This is a genomic window from Mycobacterium sp. (assembly GCF_035623875.1).
Taxonomy (GTDB): domain Bacteria; phylum Actinomycetota; class Actinomycetes; order Mycobacteriales; family Mycobacteriaceae; genus Mycobacterium.
Genome location: NZ_DASPSP010000145.1, coordinates 1 through 23,019, shown reverse-complemented (window position 1 = coordinate 23,019; position 23,019 = coordinate 1). Strand labels below are relative to the sequence as shown.

The window sequence follows — 23,019 nt, the reverse complement described above, 5'->3', positions numbered from 1 at the left end:
GCGGGGCCTCACGATATGTCTTCACCACAGACGTATCGGTTGATGAAGTCCAGGCCTTCATCCGTGACCTCGTACTTGTACTGGGTTGGTTCACCCCGTTGGGCCCCTGCGGGCGCTAGTTCAACTCGTTTCAAAATCCCGTCATTGACCGCGTGGAGGAGAGGGATCTCCAAACCCGCCTCGACAATGAAGGATCTCCGGTCGGTCTCGGCAATCTGGTCGAACACCCGGCGCTCGAAATCAGAGTAGCGGCTGTTCAAGATCGCGAGATTGCGCTTGTACATGCGCATCGACTGCGCATCGATTTCTTTCTTTTGGCACTTCGGGCATAACGCGATGAGGTTCTCGAACGAGTCGTCATGGCTCTGTGACTCAGGCACGATGTGAGCTATCTCGGTCGTTGGGTGCCGACAGGTGGGGATGGCGCATCTATGGCCCGCCTCGACCAGCGCCATTCTTTTTCGGGCCCTTAGCACACCTGCGATCCCACCCGGGCCGAAACCTCGCCGGGCCGGCCACGGTGCGCTAGCCGTCAGGGGCGCGCTCCACATTTTCGTGAAACGATGGATCATCCAGGCGACAACGCACACTGCTATCACCAACACCCCGTAGTGCAGCGCCATGCGCCACCAGGGTCCGGTGGGCTCCTCCTGAGCGGCCACCACCGGAATCGTCCTCGGGGGCAGGGGACTTGACAGAACGACCTGGGGGGTCTGCACCGGCGTTATGGTCGTCGGCGCGGGCTCCAGCGGAGCCTCCGGAGTCTGCACCGGCACCCTGCTCGGGGGCGCCTGGGCCGGGCGGGACGACGCGGCTTCGTAGTACACGCGTGGCGTCGAAATACGATATTGCGCTACCGGAAGCAGACAGTTCCGGCAGGCAATGGAGTCTGCCCCGACGCCGGCAGGGGCCCATGGAGCCGCCTGTGCCGCACCGGGTGTGGCGGCTAGCACCGAGAACGGTGCGAGCGCTGTAGCGGCTGCCGCCGCCGCGATAACCTTGCCCATTCGGCTCTGGTCGATCAGGGTCGGCAGCCGGTAACGTCCGAACGCCATCTCGCCTCTGGCCTTTCCCACGCCCTCACCTGATCGGACATGCTAGCGACCCACCAGTTAAAAATACTCCAGCCGGGGTGGCGGTGGACGGCAGCGGCACCGTCAACGTCACCGACACCGGCAACAACCGGGTGCTCAAACTACCGGCGGGGTAAACAACCCACCGTCAGGTCATATCTAGGTCACGGACCTGTCGAAGAAGCGGAAATGGGTTGGTGGGGCAGAAAGTCCCAGTCTTTGCGGCGCCCAGCTTCCAACCATCTTCGTTGATAACGCCCTTATCGCTGAGGTAGCGGACGGGAACGCACTAGGGTTGGCCACCAGAACCATGGCCCGAGGATTCGCAGGATGCACGGCACGACGAACGAACGCACGATCAGTGTGTCGAGCAGCAGGCCGATGCAGACCGTGGAACCCAGCTGACCGACGGCTCTGAGGTCGCTGCTGAGCATCGCCAGCATGGTGAACGCGAACACCAAACCCGCTGACGTCACCACGCCACCCGTACTCCCGAGCGCGCGGATGAGACCGGTGTGAATTCCGGCGTGCAGCTCCTCTTTAACACGGAGGATCAACAGGAGGTTGTAGTCCGAACCCACCGCCACCAGGATGATGAAGGTGAGCGGCAGGATCAACCAGTACAGGGGCAGGCCGATGAGGTGTTGCCAGACGAGTATGGACAGCCCAAACGCACCGGCGTAGGAGAAGGCCACCGTCATGGGGATGACCATGGCGGCCATCAGACTTCTGGTCAGGAACAACATGATCAAGAAGATCAGCACGAAGGCGGCGATCGCCACGATCAGCAGATCGGACGCAGCGTATTCCTTGATGTCCTTGTTGGTTGCTCCCGAACCGCCGATATAAACTTTCGCGCCGGCCAGCGAGGTCTCTTTGAGCGCCACGGTTATCGCGGTGGGGAACTGTTCGACATGCTGCACGCCATCCGGGCCATTGGCGTCCCCCTCGTGGGTGATGATGAACCGAGCAGCCTTGCCGTCCGGCGACATCAAGAGCTGCATGCCCGTCTTGACGTCTTCATTGTCGAAACCCTCGTGCGGAATGTAGAAGAAGTCATCGCTGCGAGACTGGTCGAAGTCGAGCCCCACATTGACCTGGTCGAAGAATGTCTGGTCGGTCTGGGTGGACTGCAGAGACGAGGAACCGTAGGTGTTGGTTAAAAGAGCCGCTAACGTCTCCGAGTCGTCGGCCGTGAGTTTCAGCTGCGTGATGATTTGCGGCAGAACCTTGTCGATCTCCTCAAGAGAGACCTTGGCGAACTTGATGTCTTCGGCCAAATGGTCGATCTGATCGACCGCGCTGAACACCGATCGAAACGTCCAGCAAATAGGAATATCGAAACAGTGCTTCTCCCAAAAGAAGTAGCTCTTGATGGGACGGAAGAAATCGTCGAGATTTGAGATTTCTTCATTGATGTTGTCGCTAACTCTCTGCAGGTCTTCGACGGTGAGAACCGTCTTATGCAGCTCATCGGACATCTTCTGGAAATACTCGATCTCTTTCCGTAAGACGGCGACGGTGTGCGTCGTGACCTCTGCCTGCTGGCTCGTATTCGCGTTTTGCTGCACGTTGAACGGGAGCTGTTGACCGCTACCGCTGCCTTGCGTCGTGAATAGGTAGGGAATCGTGGCATGTTCCAAAGCTCGGCCCATGGGCCTGGTGATGCTCTGCACCATCGCGACGCCGGGAAGGCGCTCGAGGGCCTTGGCCGCCCGGTCTAGCGAGATGAAGTCAGCCGAGTTTCGCAGGTCGTGATCCGACTCGATCATCAGCATCTCGGAGAACAGCTTGCTCTTCGGGAAGTGCCGATCCGCCGCCGCGAAACCCTGATTGGAGGGACCACTGATCGGTTGGTATTCACGGTCGTCGTAGTTCTGCCGGTACGTCGGCACGAAGATCGCGCCGAGCATGACGGCAGCGGAACTGGCCGCGAGTATAGGCACCGGCCACCGCACCACGCTCGTCCCGATCCGCCGATACAGATATGCCTTGGCCTTGCTTTTCGGGTCGAAGAGCCCGAAAAGGCTGCCCACGGTCAAGAAGGCCGGGCCGAGCGTCAGCGCTGCCGTGATGGTAAACAGCATGGCGATAGCGACGGCCGGCCCCATGGTGTGGAAGTAGTTGAGTCGCGCGAAAGTCAAGCAGTAACACGCCCCTGCGATCGTCAGCCCGGAGCCAAGGATGACCGGCGTGACACTCCTATATGCGGTGTAAAACGCCTCCTCCCTGGTTTCGCCGTCGTGTCGCGCCTCGTGATAGCGGCCCATCAAGAAGATGCCGTAATCCGTTCCCGCTCCCAGGGTCAGCGCGACGACGACGTTCACCGCGAATGACGAGAGCTCGATGTACCCGAGATGTCCGAGGGTTGCGATAACCCCCTTCGCGACAAGCAGCTCGAACAGAACTCCGGCCAAGGGCACAAACAGAATGACCGGGGAGCGGTACACCAGCAGCAACATCGCGGTGATGAGGAAGATCGTCACGATCGTGATGTTGTTCAAGCTGTTATTCGCAATAGCCACCGTGTCCTTGGCGAGCGGGGCCGCGCCGCTGACGTAGACCTTGAGCCCTGGCGGCGGCGTGTCCTTGGTGACGATGTCCCGAACAGCAGCAACGGACTCGTTCGCTTGCATTTGGCCGATATCGCCCGCGAGACGCAACAGCACGTACGTGCACTTGCCGTCGAGGCTCTGCGCCCCCGCCGCGGTGATCGGCTTCCCCCACAGGTCTATGGCGGACTGCACATGCTTGGTGTCTTGCAGCAGCCGGCGCATCAACTCGTCGTAGTACTGATGGTCCACGTCGCCCAGCGGCCGGTTGGCTTCCAGCACGACCATGGCCAAGCTGGTCGAATTGGACTCCTGGAATTTCGCACCGATGGCCAGCAATGCCCGCTGCGACGGCGCGTAGTGCGGGACCACCGGACCCGCGAGCTCCTCTGCGACCCGCTCTACCTGCGGTATGAAAGTGTTCGTCGACACGGCGAGAAGCGCCCAAAAGGCGATGATCGGTATCGCGAAGGCGCGGACCATTCTGGGGACGAAGGGTCGCTTCGCCGCAGGCTCCGCCCAATGCTCGCTCATGCGGATTTCACCAGGCAAAAGACGTGTGCATCCTGATGGGTGTCGGACTGTTCAGCGCGGACAACGCCGTTCACCCGCAACCGGCAGCCGACTTGACCACCATGAACCTGCGCCGAGATGCTGCCGGACACCACGGTGAGCGTGGTCGACTCCGTGTGCGACCACGGCAAGGTCGTGAGATTAACCTGATGCGGATGCCCGTCGATGTCCACCCAGACGAGCATCCCCCCTTGCCCGACGGAGCCGAACAACTCATACGTGAGCCGTTTGATACTGAACTCCGGAGGTGCTGCCGGTTCATTGACGGTGACGACAGGGGGCGGCTCGGAAAACTGATGCACCTTCCACATGGCCACCGCACCCACGCCGACCGCAACGACAGCAACTAAAGGCATCCAGACTCGCGCCAAGACAGTCCTGCCGACTGAACGAGGGCTCACTCCATCACCTTTCGGAATCCGGTCCCCGACCTCGTGTTCTCGCTTCGCCTACCTCGGCCATATCAACTAGATTGAGATATGGCAGCTAGGACACTACCAGCCACGGCGGGCACGCGAGCAAGCGGTGTGCGACGTTATCACCTGTTGGTCCAGTCGGCAGCGCGTAAGAATTAACGTCCAACGCACCGGAAATCACCGAAACGGCAGCACCACATGCCTTGATTTGCTTCATGAAATTTTCCGCAGGCGCCGTTTCAACCTTATGCTGCGGAGAATCTGAGTCGTGAAGTTCATGGCGGCCAACATGGGGAACACTCCGAGAAATGTCCGTTCGGATGGCGTTGCTCCATGCAAGTGGTAAAGACTCCCGAACACATAAAAGAGTCCCAGCATGAACAGAGTGGCGGGGATGCAGAACGTTATCACGGAGCTACGAGCACCGATGATTTGCTTCGCATACTCCAACTCATCCGCCGACATGGGTTCGCCCTTGCGCACTTTGCGCGTAACTGTTCTGGCACTGCCTATTTCGTCGCCTATCGGATTAAAGGTCCGAGCCTCGAGCCGCCTCACGTATAGACCAGCAAAGACGGCGAACACCAAGGCCAGCGCAAGGGCGACGATGGTCACAAAGGCAAATAAAGACGATTCCATTACTCCGCTCCTTCGCTCGGCCGTCGAACTTAGCTTTACGCTAGCTCAATGAGTGGCTCCCTTCATCTCCCCGAGATCTTCGCCAAGCTCGAAATCGAGTCGCGCCGTGAACTTGACGCCGCGCTCGCGCGACGTACGACCTCTAGCTCGGAGGAATGAATCCAGGCACGCCGGTGCCTACGACTGGGTTGAACCTGACGTTCGTGGTGATGCGGTTCCGAATCTCCTGCATAGCGTCTTCGGGGAGAGTCGAAATCTCAAAGTTCTGTTGGATGCGTTGAGGTTTGGTCGAGGTGGTCAGGAAAGCAGTGCCCCGCTGCACGGCCCAAGACAGGGCAACCTGGGCCGCGGTCACGTGCAAGCGCTCTGCGACACCGGTGATTACCGGGTCTTCCAACAAATTTGGCACCGAGGAATGTCCCAGCGGCGCGAACGCCAGCAGTACGATTCCATGCTCTTGACAGAAAGAGAGCAGTTCCCATTCGGGAAGGTAAGGATGCGACTCAACTTGCACTACCGCTGGCTTGATACGCGCAACCGCAACAATCTCTTGCACCTTCTCCAGGGTGATGTCCGACAGACCGATCGACCCACAGCGGCCGTCGTCCACGAGGCGCTCCAGCGCCCGCCACGTCTCCGCTAATGTAACCCCCTCGTCGTAGATCACCTGACCGTTCTCGTCTCTGGGATCTTGGTCGTCGCCAGGGCGGAATGCGAACGGTGTGTGGATCAGATAGCAATCGACATAGTCGAGTTGAAGTCGGCGAAGGCTCGCCTCGAAGGCAGGCCTGACGCGCTCTGGGCGGTGATTGGTGTTCCACAGCTTCGTGGTGACGAACACATCTTCCCGCTGAACAGTTCCGGCCTCGAACATCTCGCGCATCGCGTCACCCACCGCTTCTTCATTGCGATACCGTTCTGCGCAATCGAAATGCCGAAAACCCACGCCCAGTGCGGTCGTGACGGCCCGCTTGGTCTCAGCAAGATCCGGAATGAGCGTGCCAAACCCGATAGCGGGTAGAGCACCCCGACCGTTGATAAGCGGAATCCTTGTCTGGCGAATTGCATCAGGTGTTGTCATGTCAGACTGCCAATCCGATTCTTTTGGTGTGCAATGTCTTCAGGGGATGATGCCGTCCATAGTCGCATGAGGTGACCCTCCTCGCCCAGTTCGTGGGCCCTCATTAGCTTGCCGCATCCAAGCGTCACCGACAACGCGTTGTGGTGCTCCCGCCGGCGTCATGATGGTCATGACGATCAGAAACTCTGCCCGCTGGCTACGGTTGGATATCACCCCGCCAAGCTCTGGATCGTGAGGGTGCGCGGATAGTGGCGTGACCTCATGGATCTGCCAGCTCCGTGACGGCATCGCGGCAAGCAAACCCTCCAGCTCGTCGACATCGTGCGCGGCGAACAGGCCGATCGTGCGCCACCCGTTCACACCCGTCGAACACCCTGGTCAGCTGGCGCGACAAAACGCGCAGACAACCGGACGGCCACCCGGCCCGGGGACGGGGACCCTTCACGCAGCGCGCGGCGATAAATCTGAGGTCGGCGTCTGTACCAGCAACGCGTCTCGCCGTACGATCTTGAAATGCTGCAGGGGCGACCCCCGCCCGCCGGGCCAGTGACTTTCCCTGGTGCGAAGTGCCGCCCAATCCGCAAGAGTTGAAAGTGTGATCGGCCGGACGAATGGTGATGACCGCCGGATCAACGAAATCTTTCCTTCACACGGAGGCCAATACTGATGTCACGAGTCGCGGTGATTACTGGAGCCAGTCGGGGAATCGGCGCGGCGACCGCACAGGTTCTTGCCGAACAAGGGTTTCGCGTGGTCGTCAACTACCGGTCGAGCGCCGCGGAGGCGGACGAGGTGGTCGCGGCCATTACCGCGGCCGGCGGCGAGGCGGTGGCGATTCGCGCTGACGTCACCGTGCCTGACGATGTCGCCACGATGTTCAACGAAACCGAACAGCGTTGGGACCGAGTCGACGTGCTCGTGCACAACGCATTGATTCCCTACGACATAACGCCGTTCGCCGATCTCACCTGGAAACAGCTCGGTGGAAAGCTGGACCGAGAGCTGCATGCCGCGTTCCTTGTCACCAAAGCCGTTGTGCCGGGCATGACGTCCCGCGGTTATGGCCGCCTGCTGTATATCACCGCGGAGCCGTCGCGTCATCCGCGCAACGGCATGATCAACCTCGGCGTCGCCAAGGCGGCCCTGGACCAGTTCGTCCGCTACATCGCACTCGAGCTGGCGCCCCACGGAATCACCGCCAACCTCGTCGCACCGGCGACGGTGCAGGGCACGACGATGAACCAGAAGTTGACGCCAGAGCAGTTGCGTGCGCTCGGTGCGGCCGCGCCGATGGGACGACTCGTGACGCCCGACGAGGTGGCCAAGACCTTGGCTTTCTTGGGCAGTGAGGATGCCGGTTTCACCACCGGCCATTATTTCCCGGTCGACGGAGGCCTGACGATGGATTGAATGTGGCTGCGCTGCATCGGATCTCATCCAATCAAAGGAAGGACGCTCGCCATGCACACGATCGACCTCGCCTACGTCGGGCGTGGTATCCACGAGGAGCTGGTCGCCTACGTGGCCGATCAGGAGGGCTACTTCGAAGATGAGGGCGTCCACGTCGCCTTACGGGATGGAACCCGCTGGGACATCACGCGTGTACGCTCCTGTGCGACCATCGGGCTCGGCCGGGCGGTGTTATCGCGGCTGACCGACGGCTTCGAATGGACCGTTTTGAGCATGAACACCGACCGTCCATTGTTCTGGTTTCTCGGCAACGCCAGCGTGACATCCATGGCGGACCTTCGCGGTCGCCGGCTCGCCGTACATGCGCCAAATACTCCGCCCGGGTGCTTCGCACGAATAGTGCTTCGTCAGCACGGTCTGGACCCCGACCGTGACGTGCAATGCGTGGCGCGGCATCCGGGTGATTATCAGATGGACCTGCGGCACCTTCGCGACGGCTCCATCGACGCCGCCTACGTCGGCAGCACCCTGGGGCCCGAACAAGTCGCCGAGGAGGAGGGCTTTCACGTGCTGGCCTGGGTGGGGGATCATTTCCAGATTCCCACCGTGGGAATTGCCGTGGACGCCACCCGCAACCCGATCGACAGCCCGGCGGTGCAGGCGCTGGTGCGTGCCAATCAGCGCGCCCTGAAAACGATGGCGGACCAACCCGACCTGGCCACCAAATACATTGCGTCGTTTCTGAACCGGATGACACATCAAGAGGTGCAGCGCTACTACGAGCGCTACATCCATCCGTACTACACTTCCGACGGCCGAGTGAACCTCGACGTCGCCCGGCGCGCGGTCGATGCGGTCGCAGCCGAACTCGGCGTGGCGTCGGTAGCCGCCGACAGCATCTACGCGCCGGCTCAATAGATAGATGAGGCTGAAGACCATGGCATCGAATGAGAATCTAAGTCAGCACAAATTTGCCTTGAACAACGGCAGCGGCGAGATCCCGGCGCTCGGGTTTGGGACATCCCTTTCCGATAACACAAAGACCCACAGTGCCGTCAAGATGGCGGTCGAGGTGGGGTTCCGCCACCTCGACGCTGCCGAGCGATACCGCAATGAAGCCCAGGTCGGCACGGCGCTCGCAGAGTTATTCGCCAACAAAACGGTTCGCCGCGAGGACCTGTTTGTCACCACCAAGCTGTGGAACAACAACCATCGACCTGAGCGGGTCAAGCCCGCGTTGCAGGCCAGCCTGCACAGACTCGGGCTAGACGCCGTCGACCTGTATCTGGTGCACACCCCGTTCGCGTTCCAGCCTGGCGATGACCAAGATCCCCGCCACCCGAACGGAGATGTCATCCGCGACGACGGCGTCACGTTGGAGGAAACTTGGGCTGCGATGGAAGCGCTTGTCGACGAAGGACTTTCACGAGCGATAGGCCTGTCCGATATCGACGCCGAACGCACCCGAGCGATCGTCGACACCGCCAGGATCAAGCCGGCGGTCGTGGAGGTCGAGTCACACCCGTACCACCCGCAATGGGAACTGTATGAATTGTGCAGGAGCCATCGCATCATCCTGTTGGCGTTCGCGTCGCTGGGACACGCGCTAGAACCGCGACTGCTCGACGACCCTCTCATCGTGTCGATCGCTCAGCGTGTTGAAAAGACCCCTGCGCAAGTGCTGTTGGCCTGGGGTATTCAGCGCGGCACCGCAGTTCTCACGGGATCGGTCACGCCGTCCCGCATCAGGGAGAACTTCGAGGTCACCGCGCTTCCCGAGAGCGCGATCCAAGAAATCAGCGAGCGTCTCGAAACTCGGATCCGGTTCAATACCGTTGTAGAAGGCGGCGAACCGGGATTTGCTCAGGTGCCTTCGGATAGGCGATGACTGAGGCGTTCATCCTTGGCGGGGTACGGACACCGTTCGCGCGATACGGGGGATCGCTGTCGCACCTGCGGCTCGATGATCTGCTGGGGATGACGATGCGAGGTGCGTGCGAGTGCGTCGGGGTTCCCCTCGAACAGGTCGAAGACATCGTCGCCGGATGCGTCAACACCGCCCACGAGGGAATGGGCGATGTCGCCCGGTGGGCAGCACTGGCAGCCGGCTTCCCGGATAGCGTCGCCGCCGCTACCGTCAACCGGTTCTGCGGTTCGTCAGTGAGCGCGACGGTGAACATTAGCCACGCGATCATGGCCGGCGACTTGAATATCGGCATCGCCGGTGGGGTCGAATCGATGTCCCGATCAGGTTGGGCGTGGATGAAAGGTGATGCGCCGTTCTCCCCCCGCGGCCCCGTCTTTCTGCTCGACACGATGTGGGCCGGGGCCGGCGGCCCACCGAACCCGACCTTGCTGGCCCGCAACGCATACATCTCGATGATCGAGACCGCGCAGAACGTAGCGGACCGTTACCAGCTGACCCGCGAGGAGATCGACGCGTTCGCCTTGCGGTCCCAGCGCCGGGCGGCAGCGGCTCGCGACTCCGGCCGACTGGCCAAAGAGATTATGCCCGTGTCTATTCCAGCCACCAAGAAAGCCCCAGCGCGGGTGTTCGAGCACGATGAGTTCATTCGCGATGACACCACTGCCGAACGGCTGGCCGCTCTGCCGGTCCAGGCCGGCACCACTCAGATGACCGCCGGCAACTCATCCCCGCTCACCGACGGGGCCAGCGCGATCGTGATCGCATCAGGACAGAAAGCAGCAGACCTCGGTGTCGCGCCGTTGGCCAGGGTGGTGTCGTCGGCCGTCTACGCACTCGACCCACTGATCATGGGCCTTGCGCCGGCGTGGGCGATTCCCTTGGCGCTCAAGCGCGCCGGACTCACCCCTGAACAGGTCGACGTCTGGGAAGTGCACGAGGCATTCAGCGCCCAAGCGCTGGGGGTGCTGCGCGAACTGTCCAACCAATTGGACGGGTTCACGATCCCCGACGACAAACTCAACCCCAACGGGGGAGCCGTCGCCACTGGGCACCCGTTCGGCGCCTCAGGCACTCGGTACGTTTTGACCCTGGCCACCGAACTACATGAACGCAACGCCCGATATGGGGTGACCGGTGTGTGCATCGGCTCAGGACAGGGCATCGCGCTAGTCGTTGAGAACCCGCAGGCCGGATGACGAAAGCTCAACGGCTACGGCGCAATAGGGCCGTCGCATGAAAGCGATGGCCGGTGTCGGTATGTCGCCACAGCTGCCCACTGTGGTATCGGCCGCCGACGGTATCGCCCGCTGCCGTTGGGCCACCGAGACGGGCCGGGATTTGATCGCCTATCACGATCACGAATGGGGGACGCCGACACACGACGAGGCCGTGCTGTTCGAGGCGCTGGTGTTGACGTACTTCGAGAACGGCTTGTCATGGGCAACTGTTTTCGACAAGCGGGACAACCTGCGGACAGCGTTTCACGGATTCGACCCCCCGACGGTGGCCGCGATGAACCACGGCGACGTCGAACGATTGATGGCCGACACCTCGATCATTCGTAATCGGCGAAAGATCGAAGCCACGCTGCACAACGCCGGTCTGCTGTCGAAGTACTCGTTGTCGCAACTGGCATGGCAGCATCAACCGCGTGAGCACCATCGACTGCGGAGCTGGGCCGATGGCCGGATGGCAAGCCCGGAGTCGCGCCAGCTTTCTCTAACGTTACGGGGAGCGGGGTTTCGGCTAGTCGGCCCGGTGGTCGCCCACTCGTTCATGCAGACCGTCGGGATCGAGAACGGTCATTTCGAAGGTTGTTTCCTTGCACCCGCTGCAGACGAGCAGGTCTAGCACGCCCGGCGTGGTCTGCGGCGGGTCAGGCCGTCCGGGGCGGCGGAGGCGTCGGCGTAATTACGCTTGGGGCGTGGCCGGAGCGTCGATGGGAGCAACGGTTATGTCAGCGAGGCGGTGTATATCTCGTCGATATTCGATTTGAGCTTCTTGTCGAATTCCGCATCGCTCTGGTCGATCGTCAGCCCCTCGGTCAAGGCTCGCGAGAAGCTCGCGATGAGGCGGTGGTTCCGAGCCAGGATCGCGCAACTTTCCGCGAGGCTGTAGCCGCCGGACAAGGCAACCACGCGCAGGACGCGGGGATGCTCGATCAGCGGGGCATACAGGTCGTTCTCGTCGGGCAACGTCAGCTTGAGCATCACCTGCCCGTCGCCGGCCAGCTCGTCGAGCTTGCCCGTCAACTCTTCTACCAGCAGCCTGTCCGCTTGGGGTTTGGCGGGACTCTTGATGCTCACCTCGGGCTCGATGATCGGCATGAGCCCGCGCTCAGCGATTTTGTGCGCGTAGTCGAACTGCTGGTCGACGATGGCTTTGATTCCGTCCTCGTTCGGTTCCTGGATGAACGAGCGCATCTTCGTGCCGAAAATCCCCTTATCGATGGCCCGCTCCAGCAAGGAGTCGAGCTTTGTCATCGGCTTCATCAGCTGCACACCGTTTTCGGCGTCGGCGAGCCCCTCGTCGACCTTCACAAACGGCACGATCTGCTTCTGCTTCCACAGGAACGCCGCGGTGTTCTCGCCACTGATGGCGCGGTCCATGGTCTGCTCGAAAAGAATGGTTGCCAATATTTTGTCGCCGGTGAAGCTCGGACTCGACATGAGGCGCGCACGCATCTCGTGGACGAGATCGAACATCTGCTCGTCGTTGTGATAGGCGTCGTCCGGAATCCCATAAAGCTTCAATGCTTTTGGGGTGCTGCCACCGCTTTGATCCAACGCAGCGATAAAGCCACGCCCTGATGCCATCACGTTGCGTTGCTCTTCGCTCACTGCAGTCCTTCCTTCGTTCCTTTACCGAGCTCCCAGAATGCTACCCACGGTGCCGGCAGAGCCATCCAGTCGTAACTAAGCCGCTGACTTTTCGAGGATGTGGACGCCGCAAGCGGAGCCCAGGCCGATCACGTGGGCCAGCCCGACCTTCGCGTTCTCGATCTGACGGTCGCCGGCTTCGCCGCGAAGGTGGTGGCAGATTTCCCAGATGTTGGCGATGCCGGTGGCCGCAATGGGATGGCCCTTGGACTGCAGCCCGCCGGATACGTTCACCGGGGTGGAGCCGTCGCGCCAGGTGGCACCGGAGTTGAAAAAGTCGGCGGCGCCGCCTACTTCGCACAGCATCAGGTTGTCGTAGTGCACCAGCTCGGCGGTGGCGAAGCAGTCATGCAGCTCGACCAGGTCGAGGTCGCTCGGCCCAACGCCGGCCTGTTCATAGGCGCTCGCGGCGGCGTTACGGGTCAATGTGTTGACGTTCGGGAGGACCTGGCAGCCGTCCTCGTAGGGGTCGGTGGTCAGCACCGAAGCCGACACCTTCACCGCGCGCCGCCGCTGCTGCTGCGGCAGCGATTTCAACGTCTCGCCGTTGCAGACGACCGCGGCCGCCGCGCCGTCGCAGTTGGCCGAGCACATCGGCCGAGTGTTCGGGTAGGCGATCATGACGTCGTTCATGATCTGCTCCAGGGTGAACTTCTTTTGGTAGGCGGCCAGCGGGTTCAGCGTCGAGTGAGCGTGGTTCTTCTCGCTGATTTTGGCGAACAACTCGAAGCTGGTGCCGCCGTACTTGTGGCCGTACTCGGTGCCGATTTGAGCGAACACGCCGGGCATGGCCTCGGTGCCGATCCGCCCGTCGACCGGCGCGACGGCGCCGTACCGGCCCGCCGGCGCCCAGACGTCGGCTTCCGCCTTCTTCCTGCCGCCCGCGCCAAGCAACCCGGCGCCCGACAACTTCTCCACGCCGACCGCCAATCCGTACTTCACCTCGCCGGCCTTCACGGCCATGATCGCGGTCCGCAGCGCGGTGGCCCCGGTCGCGCAGGCATTGGCCACGTTGTACACCGGAATGCCGGTCTGTCCGATCTGCTTTTGCAGCTGTTGACCGATCCCGGCGTTCGCGGCCATCAGGTTCCCGGCCGCGATCACCCCGATGTCGGCCATGGTCACGCCGGCGTCAGAGAGCGCGCCGGTCGCGGCCTCGGCCGCCAGGTCCACGGTGTCCTTGTCCGGGTGCTTGCCGAATTTGGTCATCCGGATTCCCAGGATCCAGATCTCGTCGCTGGCGCTCACGGTCGTTGCTCCTTCGTCGCGGGATTTAGGTCGTGGTTCGTCATTCGGCGGGCTCGAAGCCGAAGCCGATCGCCTCGGTACCTGCCGAGTCGGTCCCCATCGGGTAGGTGGCCAGCCGCACTTTCATCCCGTCGCGGACGTGCTCGGGATCGGGCTCCACGTTGATGAGGTTGGCGCGCACCTGGGTGCCGTCGCAGTCGACCACCGACGCCACGAACGGGGTGGGGATGCCCGGTGCGGCGAACGTGACAATCGTGAACGCCCGCACCGTCCCTTCGGTCGCCACCGGGACGGTCGTGAAATTGGTCGCAAAGCAACCGGCGCAAGCATTGCGCCGGTCGAAGAACCGGGCCCCGCAACTGGTGCATTCCTGCACGATCAGATGCGGATCGCCATCGTCGAGCACCAGATAGTCGACCAATGGGATCTGCCCGGCCATAGAAACCTCCGTCACATGTATTACTGACCGTAGCGGTCGCGGACCAGCTACAACAGTGCGCCCACACTCGGGTGGCCGATCAATTAGGATCGCCCGCGCGCCAACCAATTCCTCGCTCCGCCGGATTGAGCGTAGGCCAGCTTTCCACTGCTGGCCCAACAGGCCGACCTGGTGAACCTGTATCTCGACTTCGGCGGGCCGGCGTTTCTCGATTCAGCGGTCCGATGAAGAAACGGGTGAAACGGGCTATCCGTGGTCAGTCATTGTGGGGCGATGATTTTCGCAATTTGCTCGGCTACCGCTGATCGAAGTTCGGCATCGCTGAGGTCGTTTAGCCCGAACGCCACCCGCAACGTCGGGGCCATCAGCCCCCACCCGAACTGAAGGGCCATCCCGTGGGCGGCCAACAACCGTGCCTGGCGCTCGTCGCTGTGGCCGGGGCGCACCTCAGCCAAGAACCGCTCCATCCCCGGGAAGCGCTGCTGAAGTTCTTCGATGGGAAATCCGTCGAGCATCGAACGCACCATGACGCGGGCTTGAAGTTCGTGCGCGGCCTCTAGTTGCTCTGGCGGCGCGCCGGACTCACGCAGCGCCGCCCCGGAATCGGCGAGATGCTGCAGAGTCGCCGCCAGCAGTTGGCGTTTACTGCCGAAATGGCGATGCAGCAGGCCGTGATTAACCCCGGCCCGCGCCGCAACCTCACGAATCGACGTCGCAGCAGGACCGCGCTCTGCGAACAACTCGCTGGCCGCTTCCAGGACGGCCGCGACGACCTCGTCTTTGCCCATTGGTTTCGTGGTAATTGCAACCGTTGCCTCTGGTGTAGCCATCTGTGTACAGTAACAGGACAACGCTCGTGTAGACAGCCGCCTACAGGATGAAAGACGTGAAAGGGACGGCCATGAGTAGTGATCTGCGTGTGGTGAAGCTGAGCGAGAACATCGGTGCGCGGGTCGACGGGGTGCGGCTCGGCGAGCTCGACGCCGAAACCGCGGCCGCGATCAATCAGACGCTGGCGCAGCACAAGGTGCTGTTCTTCCGAGGTCAGGATCACCTCGACGACGAGTCACACTTCGCCTTCGCGGAGAGCCTGGGTGTCCCGACGACTCCGCACCCCACGCTAAAGTTCGAAGGCAGCCGGGTCATGCGCCTGGAATCTTTCGCGGGTGGCGGCGCCAACCAGTGGCACACCGACGTCACTTTTGTCGACCGGATCCCCAAAGCCTCGATTCTGCGCGCTGTCGAGCTGCCCTCCTATGGCGGCACCACCACCTGGGCGTCGACGGTCGCTGCCTATCAGCAGTTGCCGGAGCCGCTGCAGCAGCTCGCGGATGGCTTATGGGCGATGCATAACAACGCGTTCGACTATGCCCAGATGGATATCGATCCGGCCAAGTTGGCCGCGCTACAGGCCAACCCCGACGCCGTGTTGAAGTACGCCGCCGAATTCCATTCGGCCCATTTCGAAACGCACCATCCGGTAGTGCGGGTGCATCCCGAGACCGGTGAACGATCACTGCTCCTCGGTAACTTTGTCAAGCGCATTCTAGGGGTGAACAGCAGCGAGTCACAGGCGTTGTTCCGGATCTTCCAGGACCGTATTACCTGGCTGGAGAACACGATTCGATGGAACTGGGAACTCGGCGACGTCGCGATGTGGGACAACCGCGCAACTCAGCACTACGCCGTCTCCGACTACGGAAGCCAGCCCCGCCGCATGCACCGGATCACGCTGGCCGGCGACATCCCGGTGAGCGTTCGCGGTGAGCAAAGCCGAGTGATCTCCGGCGACGCCACCGAATACTCCGTGATCGATAGTCCAACAGCACGCGTGGCGTAAGCCGCCGACCGGCCAAGCCGTTCCAGTCCGCTCGACGCCACTTGGCTGCGATGTTTGCATTACGTGCAACGATGTGCGTGTGGGAGTCAGATGGGTCTGCGCGAACGCGGTTTCGACAAGGTGACCATCGAAGAGATCTGTGCCGAGGCCGGGATTTCATCGCGCAACCGTCGTGCTTTCGCTGGGGGCGTCGTCCGGGCTTTCGGTGCTCATCTGGCAGTACCTGATCGGCATCGAACTGCAGCGGCCGGTTCCCTCGCCGTGGCCGATGGCCGCCAAGAAAGCCGAATCCCTAACTCCGGCTTGATCAGACAGAGCTGATCAGTGGGCGCAGGAACGCCCGCGTCCTGTCCCGGCCCTCGGGTGACGGGTCGAACGGAATCGCGGCGAACTCGTCGACGCCCGCGGCGCGTACCTCGTCGAGCCGGTCGCGCACGGTGGCCTCGTCGCCGATGAGCGCGGCGTCTTCCGGTCCCGCGTAGCCCTCGCGATCCAACATCGCACGGTAGGACGGCAACTGGCCGTACATCGCGAACTGTTCGGCCGCCAGTGAACGCGCTGCGGCCACGTCGTCGGTGACGGCGATGGGCAGGGCCGCTGCAACGCTGACAGCTCCATTGGATCGTCCGGCCTCGGCGGCCGCGGTGCGCATTGTGGGCCCGATGTGCTCTTTCAGCGTCTTCGGTCCGGTCATCCAGGTGATGGTTCCGGCGGTGCGCCGGCCGGCCAGCCGAAGCATCTGCGGGCCCAGTGCCGCGACGTACACCTCAGGCGTGGGGGCGCCAGAAATCTGGAGTGCGCCTCTGGTCGTCAACATCTCGCCCGTCGCATTGACCGGTTCCCCGGCCAGCAGCGGAAGCAGCCCATCAAGGTATTCGCTGAGCCGTCGCGCCGACCGGTCCCAGGAGATTCCCCACATTCCCTCGGTCACGGCGCGGTGGGTGACTCCGACACCGAGGGTGAATCGTCCGCCGGCGATCATGTTGAGCGTCAGCGCTCGCTGCGCCATCAGCATCGGGTGCTGGTTCTGGATAGGGATGACGCCGCTGCCGACCTTGATGTCGCTCACCTCGTGCATCGCGGCGGCCAGCACGGTGAGCAGGTCACAGTCGTACGGCATCTGCGTCATCCAGACCCGCGTGAACCCGTCGTCGCGGGCTTGGGTGAGCTCACGGATACAGCTGTCGAGAGGCGACTTGTTGGACAGGCCGGCAATCAAACTGATCAGCACAAAAGGCAATCCTAGCCTGCAGTTTGCAGTTCTGTGGCAATTGCTTTTAGGCGGGTGGAATAGGCTTTCACTCCCCAGGCATCGCTTCGCCGTCGAGTTCGTTGGGCAGCGAATGGTCGCGGATCCGGTCCCAGTTGGCCGCGACATCCTCGACGGTCGGATGCGGGCCGAAAGTCGCGCCTTCGGTGTGTGAGATGGCATAGCGGTGCCGCTGTACCCGGCTATAGTCGACTAACCCCGGTTCGCGGTCAGGCATACTTTTGTCGTTTCAGATGGAGTCCTATGGCCCTACGTGCTGACATGGCGTACAACGAATGCTTGAGAGTGTGAACGAAGGGGCGTACGACGGTGGGTTGGGCTTGCTGCAGCCACCCTTCGGCGCTGAGCAGTTAGACGACGCTGAGGCAATGCGGTTGCTGGCCAGCGTCGGCTATGGGCGGATCGTATTTACCCTCAATGCGCTTCCGGCGATCCGCCCTGTTAATCATCTACTGGACGAAGGTCGGATAATCATCCGCACCCGTCTGACAGCGTCGATCTCCGCTGCCGTGCGGTCTGACGGTGGCGTCGTGGTCGCCTACGAGGCCGACAGCATCGACGTACAGACTCGGACGGGGTGGAGCGTCGTTATTGCGGGGCGCGCATACACCATCACCGATCCTGACAAGGTCTTGCGCTACGAGCAACTGCTTCATCCGTGGGTCAACCATGCTGACACCGTCGTAGCTGTCGAACCTCAGATCATCAGCGGCTTCCGTATCAACGGAGGCGCAAAAGGCGCCGCGCCCGCAACCTGACCCACTACCCAATGGGCGATCTCTATCGGCCCGCGGGCAGGTCAATGATCCTGCGCGCCGTGTAGGGCCGCAGTGGAGTTGGCGCGCTACAACATTCGCGTCAACTCGATCCACCCAGGCTTGGTGGACACGCCGATGAGCCAGGGCGTCGCCAAGGATTTCATGGCGCCCATCCCGATGCGCCGCGGTGCGTCCCCCGCCGAGATCTCGGCCCTGCGCTCAGCGGTCCGTAACGGGCTTGGGCCAAACCATTATTCAGCGACCCAGCTGGTCGAACTGCTCGGGATCAATTCGACGACCGACGGTGACGCGCCTCTACGGCGGTGAGGTCGGCGACGCCTTTCTCGCCCCGGCCGTCGAGTTCGGCGCCGAACCAGGCGGAGAGAATCTCCTTCGCGAGATCGTCGGCGAGGGTGCGGTTGGAAAGGCACAACACGTTAGCGTGGTTCCACACGCGGGCGCCCTCTGCCTGCCCGGGATCGGAGCACAACGCCGCGCGGATGCCGGAGATCTTGTTCGCCGCAATGCTGATACCTGTTCCGGTCCAGCAGAAGAACACGCCCTGATCGCAGTCCCCGCGCGCCACTGCCTCGGCCGCGGACTCTGCGGCCAGCGCCCACGGCGTCTCCGAGCCCGCGACGACGGATCCGAACGGCACGACCTGATGGCCGTGTTCCTCGAGCCAGACGCGCACGGTGTTGTGCACTGGGTAGGGTTCATCGGAGCAAAGCGCAATCCGCACCCGTCCAGTGTAGGTTTTCGCCGCACTGTCGCCAGTTCGCTGCTAGAAGAAGAATCCCGCGTAAGGTGCTTCGCGCACCGCAAACAATTGGTCTGCCACGTTGAGCACTCCCGGATCATCGGCGCGGGCCAGCCCGGCCACGGCCAGGCTGCGCCAGGTTGCGCCACCGAGCAGAACGGCGCCGAGTCCTTCGACGCCGACGTGAAGTTGGGGACGCCGCTCAGTCAGGTCGGCATCGTGGCCCGCGATCGTTACGGTGACTGAATTGTCCGGCAACAGCGGGTCATCGACCTTGATGGTGACCGTGCCGTCGCCCTGGTACTGCCTTGCTGCCAACGCCTTCTCGACATCGATGACCCGAAGCCAGGTTTCGTCGTGCAGGGCGGTTACCCGCAATGCCCGGCGATCGAGAAGCAGCCAGGGCAGCGGATCATCGATCGGCAGCATCCAAAACACTACGCGATCAATAAGATCGAGCCCGAGCAGGAAACGAAGCAGCCCAAGATAGGCCGCAGAGGTGGATGCGAAGAAATCTTCGACCACGATGGTGCGCTGATCACTGACAAACCAGGTCTCGGTGTCGATGGGACGGTAGCGGGCGAAACCCGTTTCAGATCCCGACGCACCGTGTACCGCGACATACCAAGGCCCCGAGAATGATTCGGTGCGTAGTCGGACACCTTGCCACCACACGTCGCGGCGGTCGATGGTTCCCGGCCGAGATGGACGATTCTGCGCATATATCCGGGGCAGGACATCCCAGACCTGCGCCGGGTCCAGCAGTCGCACCGGGCCACCGACCCCGACGCCGGTGCGCAGTGCCGCTCGTGCGGTGTGAACCTCGACGGTTTGCGACGAGCTCGCCACGCCGTAGCCGTAGCGCTCGTAGATCGTCGCCTCCGAGGCACGCAGCGTGGCGACCACCTCACCGCGTTCGGCGATGTCGTGCAGTTGAAAACGAATAAGGTCGGTGGCGATGCCCTTTCGGATGAACGACGGCAGCACCCCGATATGCGACACAGCCGCGTGCCTCACGACCGCTCCGCCGGGAAGGGTGAGTCCGCTCGTCACCGCATCAGCGGTACCGACGAGTTGATCTTCAACGAATGCTCCGACGGTGCGACCGGGTTCAAGCAGCGAGGCGATCTGGCCGGGCGCCAAGTTCGACAGGGGCGGGAACCCGATCATCGCGGCGCGGAACACGTTAGCCGCAGCGATGAGTTCGTCTTCGCTCTCGAGCACGCGGATCTCGGTGGTCATCCCGACATCATGTCTGGTGCCCGCTGCGGCGGTGTCAGTTGCCCTGCCCACCGCGGCCGAGCTTGGCAAGGTTGGGCAGCGGATCTGTGCCGTTGATCAGCCAGTCGCCCAGAATCCGCGCCTTGTAGACCCGCGGGTTGTGCGACGCCAGGGTCCGGGCGTTGCGCCAATGCCGGTCTAGCAGCAAATCCTCGGAGACCCCGGATGCGCCCAGCGCACGAGTTAAATGCGCCCGGAATCCAACTTGTTCTCCGCCCGTCGGGAACCTAGCGTCGACGGGAGATGTCTCCGAGATTTTTCTGGTTCTTACCCACCACAGGTGACAGCCGCTCGATTGTCGGCGGGTCGCACGCTTCATCGCACCGCGCGATCCCGAACCGATACCGCGCGCCCAGCCGCGGATACCTGGCGGAAGTGGCGCGCGCCGCCGACCGGCTGGGTTTTGAAGGCGTGCTGACGCCGACGGGGACGTGGTGCGAGGATGCGTGGCTGACCTCGGCGGCGTTACTGGCCGAGACTGCGAAGTTGAAATTCCTGGTCGCATTCCGTCCCGGGTTGGTGCCGCCCACGTTGGCCGCGCAGCAGACCGCCACGCTGCAACGGTTCTCCGAAGGAAGAGTCTTGCTCAATGTCGTCAGTGGCGGCGACGACGCCGAGCAACGCCGTTTCGGTGACTGGCTCGACCACGACGAGCGCTACGCTCGCACCGCGGAATTTCTGCAGATCGTGAAATCGATATGGACGCAAGACTCAGTCGATTTCACCGGCGACTACTACAACGTTGCCGATGCCCGAGTATCGGAGCCACCGAATCCTTTGCCGGATATTTACTTTGGTGGCTCGTCAGCGGCAGCGCTGCCGATCGCAGCTGAGTTCGCCGATGTCTACCTCACCTGGGGTGAGCCGCCGCAGGCCGCGGCAGTCAAGATCGAACGGGTACGGGAACAGGCCGGCGCCGTTGGCCGCAAAGTCCGGTTCGGCATCCGGCTGCACACCATCAGTCGTGACACCTCGGCCGCTGCCTGGGCTGTTGCCGACGAAATGCTTGCCGAGCTCACCGATGAGCAGATCGCCAAAGCAACCGCGCTGCACGCTAGTTCGGAATCCGAGGGTCAACGGAGGATGACCGCCCTGCACGGGGGACGGGTCGACAAGCTAGAGATTTACCCGAACCTCTGGGCCGGAGTGGGCCTTGTCCGCGGCGGTGCCGGCACAGCGTTGGTGGGCAGCCATCGGGAAGTAGCCGACCTGATTACCGAATATCACTTGCTGGGCTTCGACGAGTTCATCTTGTCGGGCTACCCGCACTTGGAAGAGGCGTACTGGTTCGCCGAAGGCGTGCTTCCACTGCTGACCGACACGGGTTTGCAATCCCGATGATTCAAAAGTTCCGCTGCGTACCAGGTGTCACGAACGCCTAGACGGCGAGCGTGAGCATCGGCGCAGTCCGTTTTACCTAGCTAGACTCGGGATCCTTACCACAGTGCGTATCGTCAGCCGCTCACACTTCACGGGTGCGCGGCGGTCGATCCGGAATCGACTGGCGATTAACCTCGTTGGAGATAGCGGTCGACGTCTGTCGGTGCCGCGCCGATCGCATGGTCGCCCCCGCCAGGAAGGCAGGTCTGATGCCTGATTCATCGACTCGCTTGCACCTTGCTGTCGCGTTGGACGGTGCCGGGTGGCATCCGGGCGCGTGGCGTGAAGCCGATGCGCGAGCATCAGAGTTGTTCAACGCCGACTATTGGGCTGATCTGGTTAGCGAAGCCGAGAGCGCATCGCTGGACTTCGTCACGATCGAGGATTCGTTGGGTGTGCAGTCTGACGATCACTTCGAACCCGATCACCGGACCGATCGTGTTCGCGGTCGGCTAGACGCCGTGCTGATCGCAGCTCGAATCGCGCCGCGCACCCGCGGAATCGGGTTCGTGCCGACGGCGATCGTCACCCATACCGAGCCATTTCATGTGTCGAAGTCGATCGCCACACTCGACTTTGTCAGTACGGGCCGAGCCGGCGTGCGGGTCCAGATCTCGGCACGCCACGACGTGGCAGCTCACTTTGGACGCCGCGAACTGCCTCGCCTGTCAGCCGACGTGATCACCGATCCGCTTGTACAGCAGCAGGTCAACGAGTACTTTGCTGAGGCCGCAGATTACATCGAGGTGCTGCGCCGATTGTGGGACAGCTGGGAAGATGACGCCGAGATCCGCGATGTCGCCACCGGACGATTTATCGACCGGGACAAGCTGCATTACATCGACTTCGAGGGACGCTGGTTTTCCGTCAAGGGGCCCTCAATTACTCCCCGTCCGCCGCAGGGTCAGCCGATCGTCGCCGCACTGGGCCACGGCGGTGCGTCTTACGAGCTGATCGCCGGCAGCGCGGACGTTGGATTCGTCACCCCACGTGACGCCGCTGAGGCAGCCAAGATTGTGAGCGAGATCGCGGCGCTGCAACGGGCCGCTGGCCGACGCCGCGATACGGTGCACGTCTTCGGTGATCTGTTGGTTTTCCTCGACCGCACCGCAGAGGCGGCGCAGGCACGCCGACACCGGCTCGATGATCTCGCTGGTGTCGAATACCGAAGCGATGCAAAAAGTTTCGTCGGTACGCCCGCGCAACTGGCCGATCTGTTACAGGAGTGGCATGCCGCCGGGCTATCCGGGTTTCGGCTGCGACCCGCCGCGCTGCCTCATGACCTCGTTCAAATTACCAATGGCCTGGTGCCCGAGTTGCGCCGCCGAGGGTTATTCCACACCGAATACGACGCCGACACGCTGCGCGTGTCGCTCGGACTGGCTCGTCCCGCCAACCGCTACGCGACAGCCTGACGTAACGAACACCGAGGATTCTTCCGATGACCAAGCCAATCAAGCAGATTCACTTAGCGGCGCACTTCCCCGGCGTCA

The 23,019-nt window shown here is 62.4% G+C and carries 24 protein-coding genes and 3 pseudogenes; 12 read left to right on the top strand and 15 right to left on the bottom strand.

Annotated elements, in window-relative coordinates:
- Window positions 1-8: 8 nt before the first annotated feature.
- Window positions 9-1,076, bottom strand: a complete 1,068-nt coding sequence (locus VEI45_RS11755; RefSeq protein ID WP_324853306.1) for an HNH endonuclease signature motif containing protein — start codon at window positions 1,074-1,076, stop codon at window positions 9-11.
- A gap of 41 nt (window positions 1,077-1,117) precedes the next feature.
- Here VEI45_RS11755 and VEI45_RS11750 point away from each other — a divergent pair.
- Window positions 1,118-1,207, top strand: a pseudogene (locus VEI45_RS11750) (hypothetical protein); the annotation flags it as partial.
- 126 nt (window positions 1,208-1,333) lie between these two features.
- Here the strand turns inward: VEI45_RS11750 and VEI45_RS11745 are convergent.
- The 5 genes from VEI45_RS11745 to VEI45_RS26465 all read right to left on the bottom strand — a co-directional run bounded on the left by VEI45_RS11745 (window position 1,334) and on the right by VEI45_RS26465 (window position 6,694).
- Window positions 1,334-4,159: an RND family transporter gene (locus VEI45_RS11745; protein ID WP_324853304.1), complete on the bottom strand. Its 2,826-nt coding sequence runs from the start codon at window positions 4,157-4,159 to the stop codon at window positions 1,334-1,336.
- On the bottom strand, window positions 4,156-4,554 hold the full coding sequence (locus tag VEI45_RS11740) for an MmpS family transport accessory protein (RefSeq protein WP_324853308.1): 399 nt from the start codon (window positions 4,552-4,554) through the stop codon (window positions 4,156-4,158). Before VEI45_RS11740 ends, VEI45_RS11745 begins: the two co-directional genes overlap by 4 nt.
- A gap of 273 nt (window positions 4,555-4,827) precedes the next feature.
- Window positions 4,828-5,253 carry a hypothetical protein gene (locus tag VEI45_RS11735; RefSeq protein WP_324853302.1) on the bottom strand — a complete coding sequence of 142 codons (426 nt, stop codon included), beginning with the start codon at window positions 5,251-5,253 and terminating at the stop codon, window positions 4,828-4,830.
- A 142-nt stretch (window positions 5,254-5,395) separates the two neighbouring features.
- Window positions 5,396-6,334, bottom strand: a complete 939-nt coding sequence (locus VEI45_RS11730; protein WP_324853300.1) for an aldo/keto reductase — start codon at window positions 6,332-6,334, stop codon at window positions 5,396-5,398.
- A gap of 39 nt (window positions 6,335-6,373) precedes the next feature.
- Window positions 6,374-6,694, bottom strand: coding sequence for a muconolactone Delta-isomerase family protein (locus VEI45_RS26465; RefSeq protein WP_414687460.1), 321 nt, complete (start codon window positions 6,692-6,694; stop codon window positions 6,374-6,376).
- A 306-nt stretch (window positions 6,695-7,000) separates the two neighbouring features.
- On the opposite strand from VEI45_RS26465, the gene VEI45_RS11725 reads away from it, so the two are divergent.
- The 5 genes from VEI45_RS11725 to VEI45_RS11705 are packed head-to-tail and all read left to right on the top strand — an operon-like array spanning window position 7,001 to window position 11,522.
- Window positions 7,001-7,744 carry an SDR family NAD(P)-dependent oxidoreductase gene (locus VEI45_RS11725; protein WP_324853298.1) on the top strand — a complete coding sequence of 248 codons (744 nt, stop codon included), beginning with the start codon at window positions 7,001-7,003 and terminating at the stop codon, window positions 7,742-7,744.
- Window positions 7,745-7,795: 51 nt separating this feature from the next.
- The gene (locus VEI45_RS11720) at window positions 7,796-8,662 is read left to right on the top strand and encodes an ABC transporter substrate-binding protein (RefSeq protein WP_324853296.1); all 867 of its coding nucleotides are present in this window, start codon (window positions 7,796-7,798) and stop codon (window positions 8,660-8,662) included.
- 4 nt (window positions 8,663-8,666) lie between these two features.
- Window positions 8,667-9,632, top strand: a complete 966-nt coding sequence (locus tag VEI45_RS11715; protein WP_324853294.1) for an aldo/keto reductase — start codon at window positions 8,667-8,669, stop codon at window positions 9,630-9,632.
- Window positions 9,629-10,867 (top strand): thiolase family protein, encoded by a 1,239-nt coding sequence (locus VEI45_RS11710; protein WP_324853293.1) that lies wholly within the window; start codon window positions 9,629-9,631, stop codon window positions 10,865-10,867. Before VEI45_RS11715 ends, VEI45_RS11710 begins: the two co-directional genes overlap by 4 nt.
- 37 nt (window positions 10,868-10,904) lie before the next feature.
- On the top strand, window positions 10,905-11,522 hold the full coding sequence (locus VEI45_RS11705) for a DNA-3-methyladenine glycosylase I (protein WP_324853291.1): 618 nt from the start codon (window positions 10,905-10,907) through the stop codon (window positions 11,520-11,522).
- 101 nt (window positions 11,523-11,623) lie between these two features.
- Here VEI45_RS11705 and VEI45_RS11700 read toward each other — a convergent pair whose 3' ends face one another.
- From VEI45_RS11700 to VEI45_RS11685, 4 genes are all read right to left on the bottom strand, one after another.
- Entirely contained in the window at window positions 11,624-12,511 is an 888-nt protein-coding gene (locus VEI45_RS11700) for a fructose bisphosphate aldolase (RefSeq protein ID WP_324853289.1), read from the bottom strand.
- Window positions 12,512-12,586: 75 nt separating this feature from the next.
- A complete protein-coding gene (locus tag VEI45_RS11695) occupies window positions 12,587-13,798 on the bottom strand; it encodes a thiolase family protein (protein WP_324853287.1) in 1,212 nt (403 codons plus the stop codon).
- Between the two features lie 40 nt (window positions 13,799-13,838).
- Window positions 13,839-14,237, bottom strand: a complete 399-nt coding sequence (locus VEI45_RS11690) for a Zn-ribbon domain-containing OB-fold protein (RefSeq protein WP_324853285.1) — start codon at window positions 14,235-14,237, stop codon at window positions 13,839-13,841.
- A 260-nt stretch (window positions 14,238-14,497) separates the two neighbouring features.
- On the bottom strand, window positions 14,498-15,067 hold the full coding sequence (locus tag VEI45_RS11685) for a helix-turn-helix domain-containing protein (RefSeq protein WP_324853283.1): 570 nt from the start codon (window positions 15,065-15,067) through the stop codon (window positions 14,498-14,500).
- Window positions 15,068-15,138: 71 nt separating this feature from the next.
- Here VEI45_RS11685 and VEI45_RS11680 point away from each other — a divergent pair, with 71 nt between their 5' ends.
- Together VEI45_RS11680 and VEI45_RS26460 are read left to right on the top strand one after the other, a co-directional pair.
- Complete coding sequence (locus VEI45_RS11680) at window positions 15,139-16,077, top strand: TauD/TfdA family dioxygenase (protein ID WP_324853281.1); 939 nt, start codon at window positions 15,139-15,141, stop codon at window positions 16,075-16,077.
- 163 nt (window positions 16,078-16,240) lie between these two features.
- Window positions 16,241-16,318 (top strand): annotated as a pseudogene (locus tag VEI45_RS26460) (hypothetical protein); the annotation flags it as partial.
- Window positions 16,319-16,384: 66 nt separating this feature from the next.
- Here the strand turns inward: VEI45_RS26460 and VEI45_RS11670 are convergent.
- Both VEI45_RS11670 and VEI45_RS11665 read right to left on the bottom strand, forming a co-directional pair.
- Window positions 16,385-17,296 (bottom strand): TIGR03564 family F420-dependent LLM class oxidoreductase, encoded by a 912-nt coding sequence (locus VEI45_RS11670; RefSeq protein WP_414687461.1) that lies wholly within the window; start codon window positions 17,294-17,296, stop codon window positions 16,385-16,387.
- Between the two features lie 79 nt (window positions 17,297-17,375).
- A complete protein-coding gene (locus tag VEI45_RS11665) occupies window positions 17,376-17,564 on the bottom strand; it encodes a hypothetical protein (protein ID WP_324853275.1) in 189 nt (62 codons plus the stop codon).
- 58 nt (window positions 17,565-17,622) lie between these two features.
- Between VEI45_RS11665 and VEI45_RS11660 the strand changes: the two genes are divergently transcribed.
- Both VEI45_RS11660 and VEI45_RS11655 read left to right on the top strand, forming a co-directional pair.
- The gene (locus VEI45_RS11660; RefSeq protein ID WP_414687459.1) at window positions 17,623-18,105 is read left to right on the top strand and encodes a pyridoxamine 5'-phosphate oxidase family protein; all 483 of its coding nucleotides are present in this window, start codon (window positions 17,623-17,625) and stop codon (window positions 18,103-18,105) included.
- Between the two features lie 72 nt (window positions 18,106-18,177).
- Complete coding sequence (locus VEI45_RS11655) at window positions 18,178-18,432, top strand: SDR family oxidoreductase (protein WP_324853270.1); 255 nt, start codon at window positions 18,178-18,180, stop codon at window positions 18,430-18,432.
- On the opposite strand, the gene VEI45_RS11650 is transcribed toward VEI45_RS11655, so the two are convergent.
- From VEI45_RS11650 to VEI45_RS11640, 3 genes and pseudogenes are all read right to left on the bottom strand, one after another.
- The gene (locus VEI45_RS11650; protein WP_324853268.1) at window positions 18,392-18,847 is read right to left on the bottom strand and encodes an RpiB/LacA/LacB family sugar-phosphate isomerase; all 456 of its coding nucleotides are present in this window, start codon (window positions 18,845-18,847) and stop codon (window positions 18,392-18,394) included. The genes VEI45_RS11655 and VEI45_RS11650 overlap by 41 nt on opposite strands.
- Window positions 18,848-18,889: 42 nt before the next feature.
- Window positions 18,890-20,107 carry a GNAT family N-acetyltransferase gene (locus tag VEI45_RS11645; protein ID WP_324853266.1) on the bottom strand — a complete coding sequence of 406 codons (1,218 nt, stop codon included), beginning with the start codon at window positions 20,105-20,107 and terminating at the stop codon, window positions 18,890-18,892.
- A gap of 34 nt (window positions 20,108-20,141) precedes the next feature.
- Window positions 20,142-20,324 (bottom strand): annotated as a pseudogene (locus VEI45_RS11640) (acyl-CoA dehydrogenase); the annotation flags it as partial.
- A gap of 65 nt (window positions 20,325-20,389) precedes the next feature.
- On the opposite strand from VEI45_RS11640, the gene VEI45_RS11635 reads away from it, so the two are divergent.
- Together VEI45_RS11635 and VEI45_RS11630 are read left to right on the top strand one after the other, a co-directional pair.
- Window positions 20,390-21,487, top strand: coding sequence for an LLM class flavin-dependent oxidoreductase (locus VEI45_RS11635; RefSeq protein WP_324853264.1), 1,098 nt, complete (start codon window positions 20,390-20,392; stop codon window positions 21,485-21,487).
- A 248-nt stretch (window positions 21,488-21,735) separates the two neighbouring features.
- Entirely contained in the window at window positions 21,736-22,941 is a 1,206-nt protein-coding gene (locus VEI45_RS11630; protein WP_324853262.1) for an LLM class flavin-dependent oxidoreductase, read from the top strand.
- The last annotated feature ends 78 nt before the right edge of the window (window positions 22,942-23,019 follow it).

What these genes read in the sequence shown, in the direction of transcription:
- VEI45_RS11745 (WP_324853304.1), bottom strand. Translation starts at nt 4,159, where the DNA reads ATGAGCGAGCATTGGGCGGAGCCTGCGGCGAAGCGACCCTTCGTCCCC.
- VEI45_RS11740 (WP_324853308.1), bottom strand. Translation starts at nt 4,554, where the DNA reads ATGCCTTTAGTTGCTGTCGTTGCGGTCGGCGTGGGTGCGGTGGCCATG.
- VEI45_RS11735 (WP_324853302.1), bottom strand. Translation starts at nt 5,253, where the DNA reads ATGGAATCGTCTTTATTTGCCTTTGTGACCATCGTCGCCCTTGCGCTG.
- VEI45_RS11730 (WP_324853300.1), bottom strand. Translation starts at nt 6,334, where the DNA reads ATGACAACACCTGATGCAATTCGCCAGACAAGGATTCCGCTTATCAAC.
- VEI45_RS11725 (WP_324853298.1), top strand. Translation starts at nt 7,001, where the DNA reads ATGTCACGAGTCGCGGTGATTACTGGAGCCAGTCGGGGAATCGGCGCG.
- VEI45_RS11720 (WP_324853296.1), top strand. Translation starts at nt 7,796, where the DNA reads ATGCACACGATCGACCTCGCCTACGTCGGGCGTGGTATCCACGAGGAG.
- VEI45_RS11715 (WP_324853294.1), top strand. Translation starts at nt 8,667, where the DNA reads ATGAGGCTGAAGACCATGGCATCGAATGAGAATCTAAGTCAGCACAAA.
- VEI45_RS11710 (WP_324853293.1), top strand. Translation starts at nt 9,629, where the DNA reads ATGACTGAGGCGTTCATCCTTGGCGGGGTACGGACACCGTTCGCGCGA.
- VEI45_RS11705 (WP_324853291.1), top strand. Translation starts at nt 10,905, where the DNA reads ATGAAAGCGATGGCCGGTGTCGGTATGTCGCCACAGCTGCCCACTGTG.
- VEI45_RS11690 (WP_324853285.1), bottom strand. Translation starts at nt 14,237, where the DNA reads ATGGCCGGGCAGATCCCATTGGTCGACTATCTGGTGCTCGACGATGGC.
- VEI45_RS11685 (WP_324853283.1), bottom strand. Translation starts at nt 15,067, where the DNA reads ATGGCTACACCAGAGGCAACGGTTGCAATTACCACGAAACCAATGGGC.
- VEI45_RS11680 (WP_324853281.1), top strand. Translation starts at nt 15,139, where the DNA reads ATGAGTAGTGATCTGCGTGTGGTGAAGCTGAGCGAGAACATCGGTGCG.
- VEI45_RS11665 (WP_324853275.1), bottom strand. Translation starts at nt 17,564, where the DNA reads ATGCCTGACCGCGAACCGGGGTTAGTCGACTATAGCCGGGTACAGCGG.
- VEI45_RS11660 (WP_414687459.1), top strand. Translation starts at nt 17,623, where the DNA reads ATGCTTGAGAGTGTGAACGAAGGGGCGTACGACGGTGGGTTGGGCTTG.
- VEI45_RS11645 (WP_324853266.1), bottom strand. Translation starts at nt 20,107, where the DNA reads ATGACCACCGAGATCCGCGTGCTCGAGAGCGAAGACGAACTCATCGCT.
- VEI45_RS11635 (WP_324853264.1), top strand. Translation starts at nt 20,390, where the DNA reads ATGTCTCCGAGATTTTTCTGGTTCTTACCCACCACAGGTGACAGCCGC.
- VEI45_RS11630 (WP_324853262.1), top strand. Translation starts at nt 21,736, where the DNA reads ATGCCTGATTCATCGACTCGCTTGCACCTTGCTGTCGCGTTGGACGGT.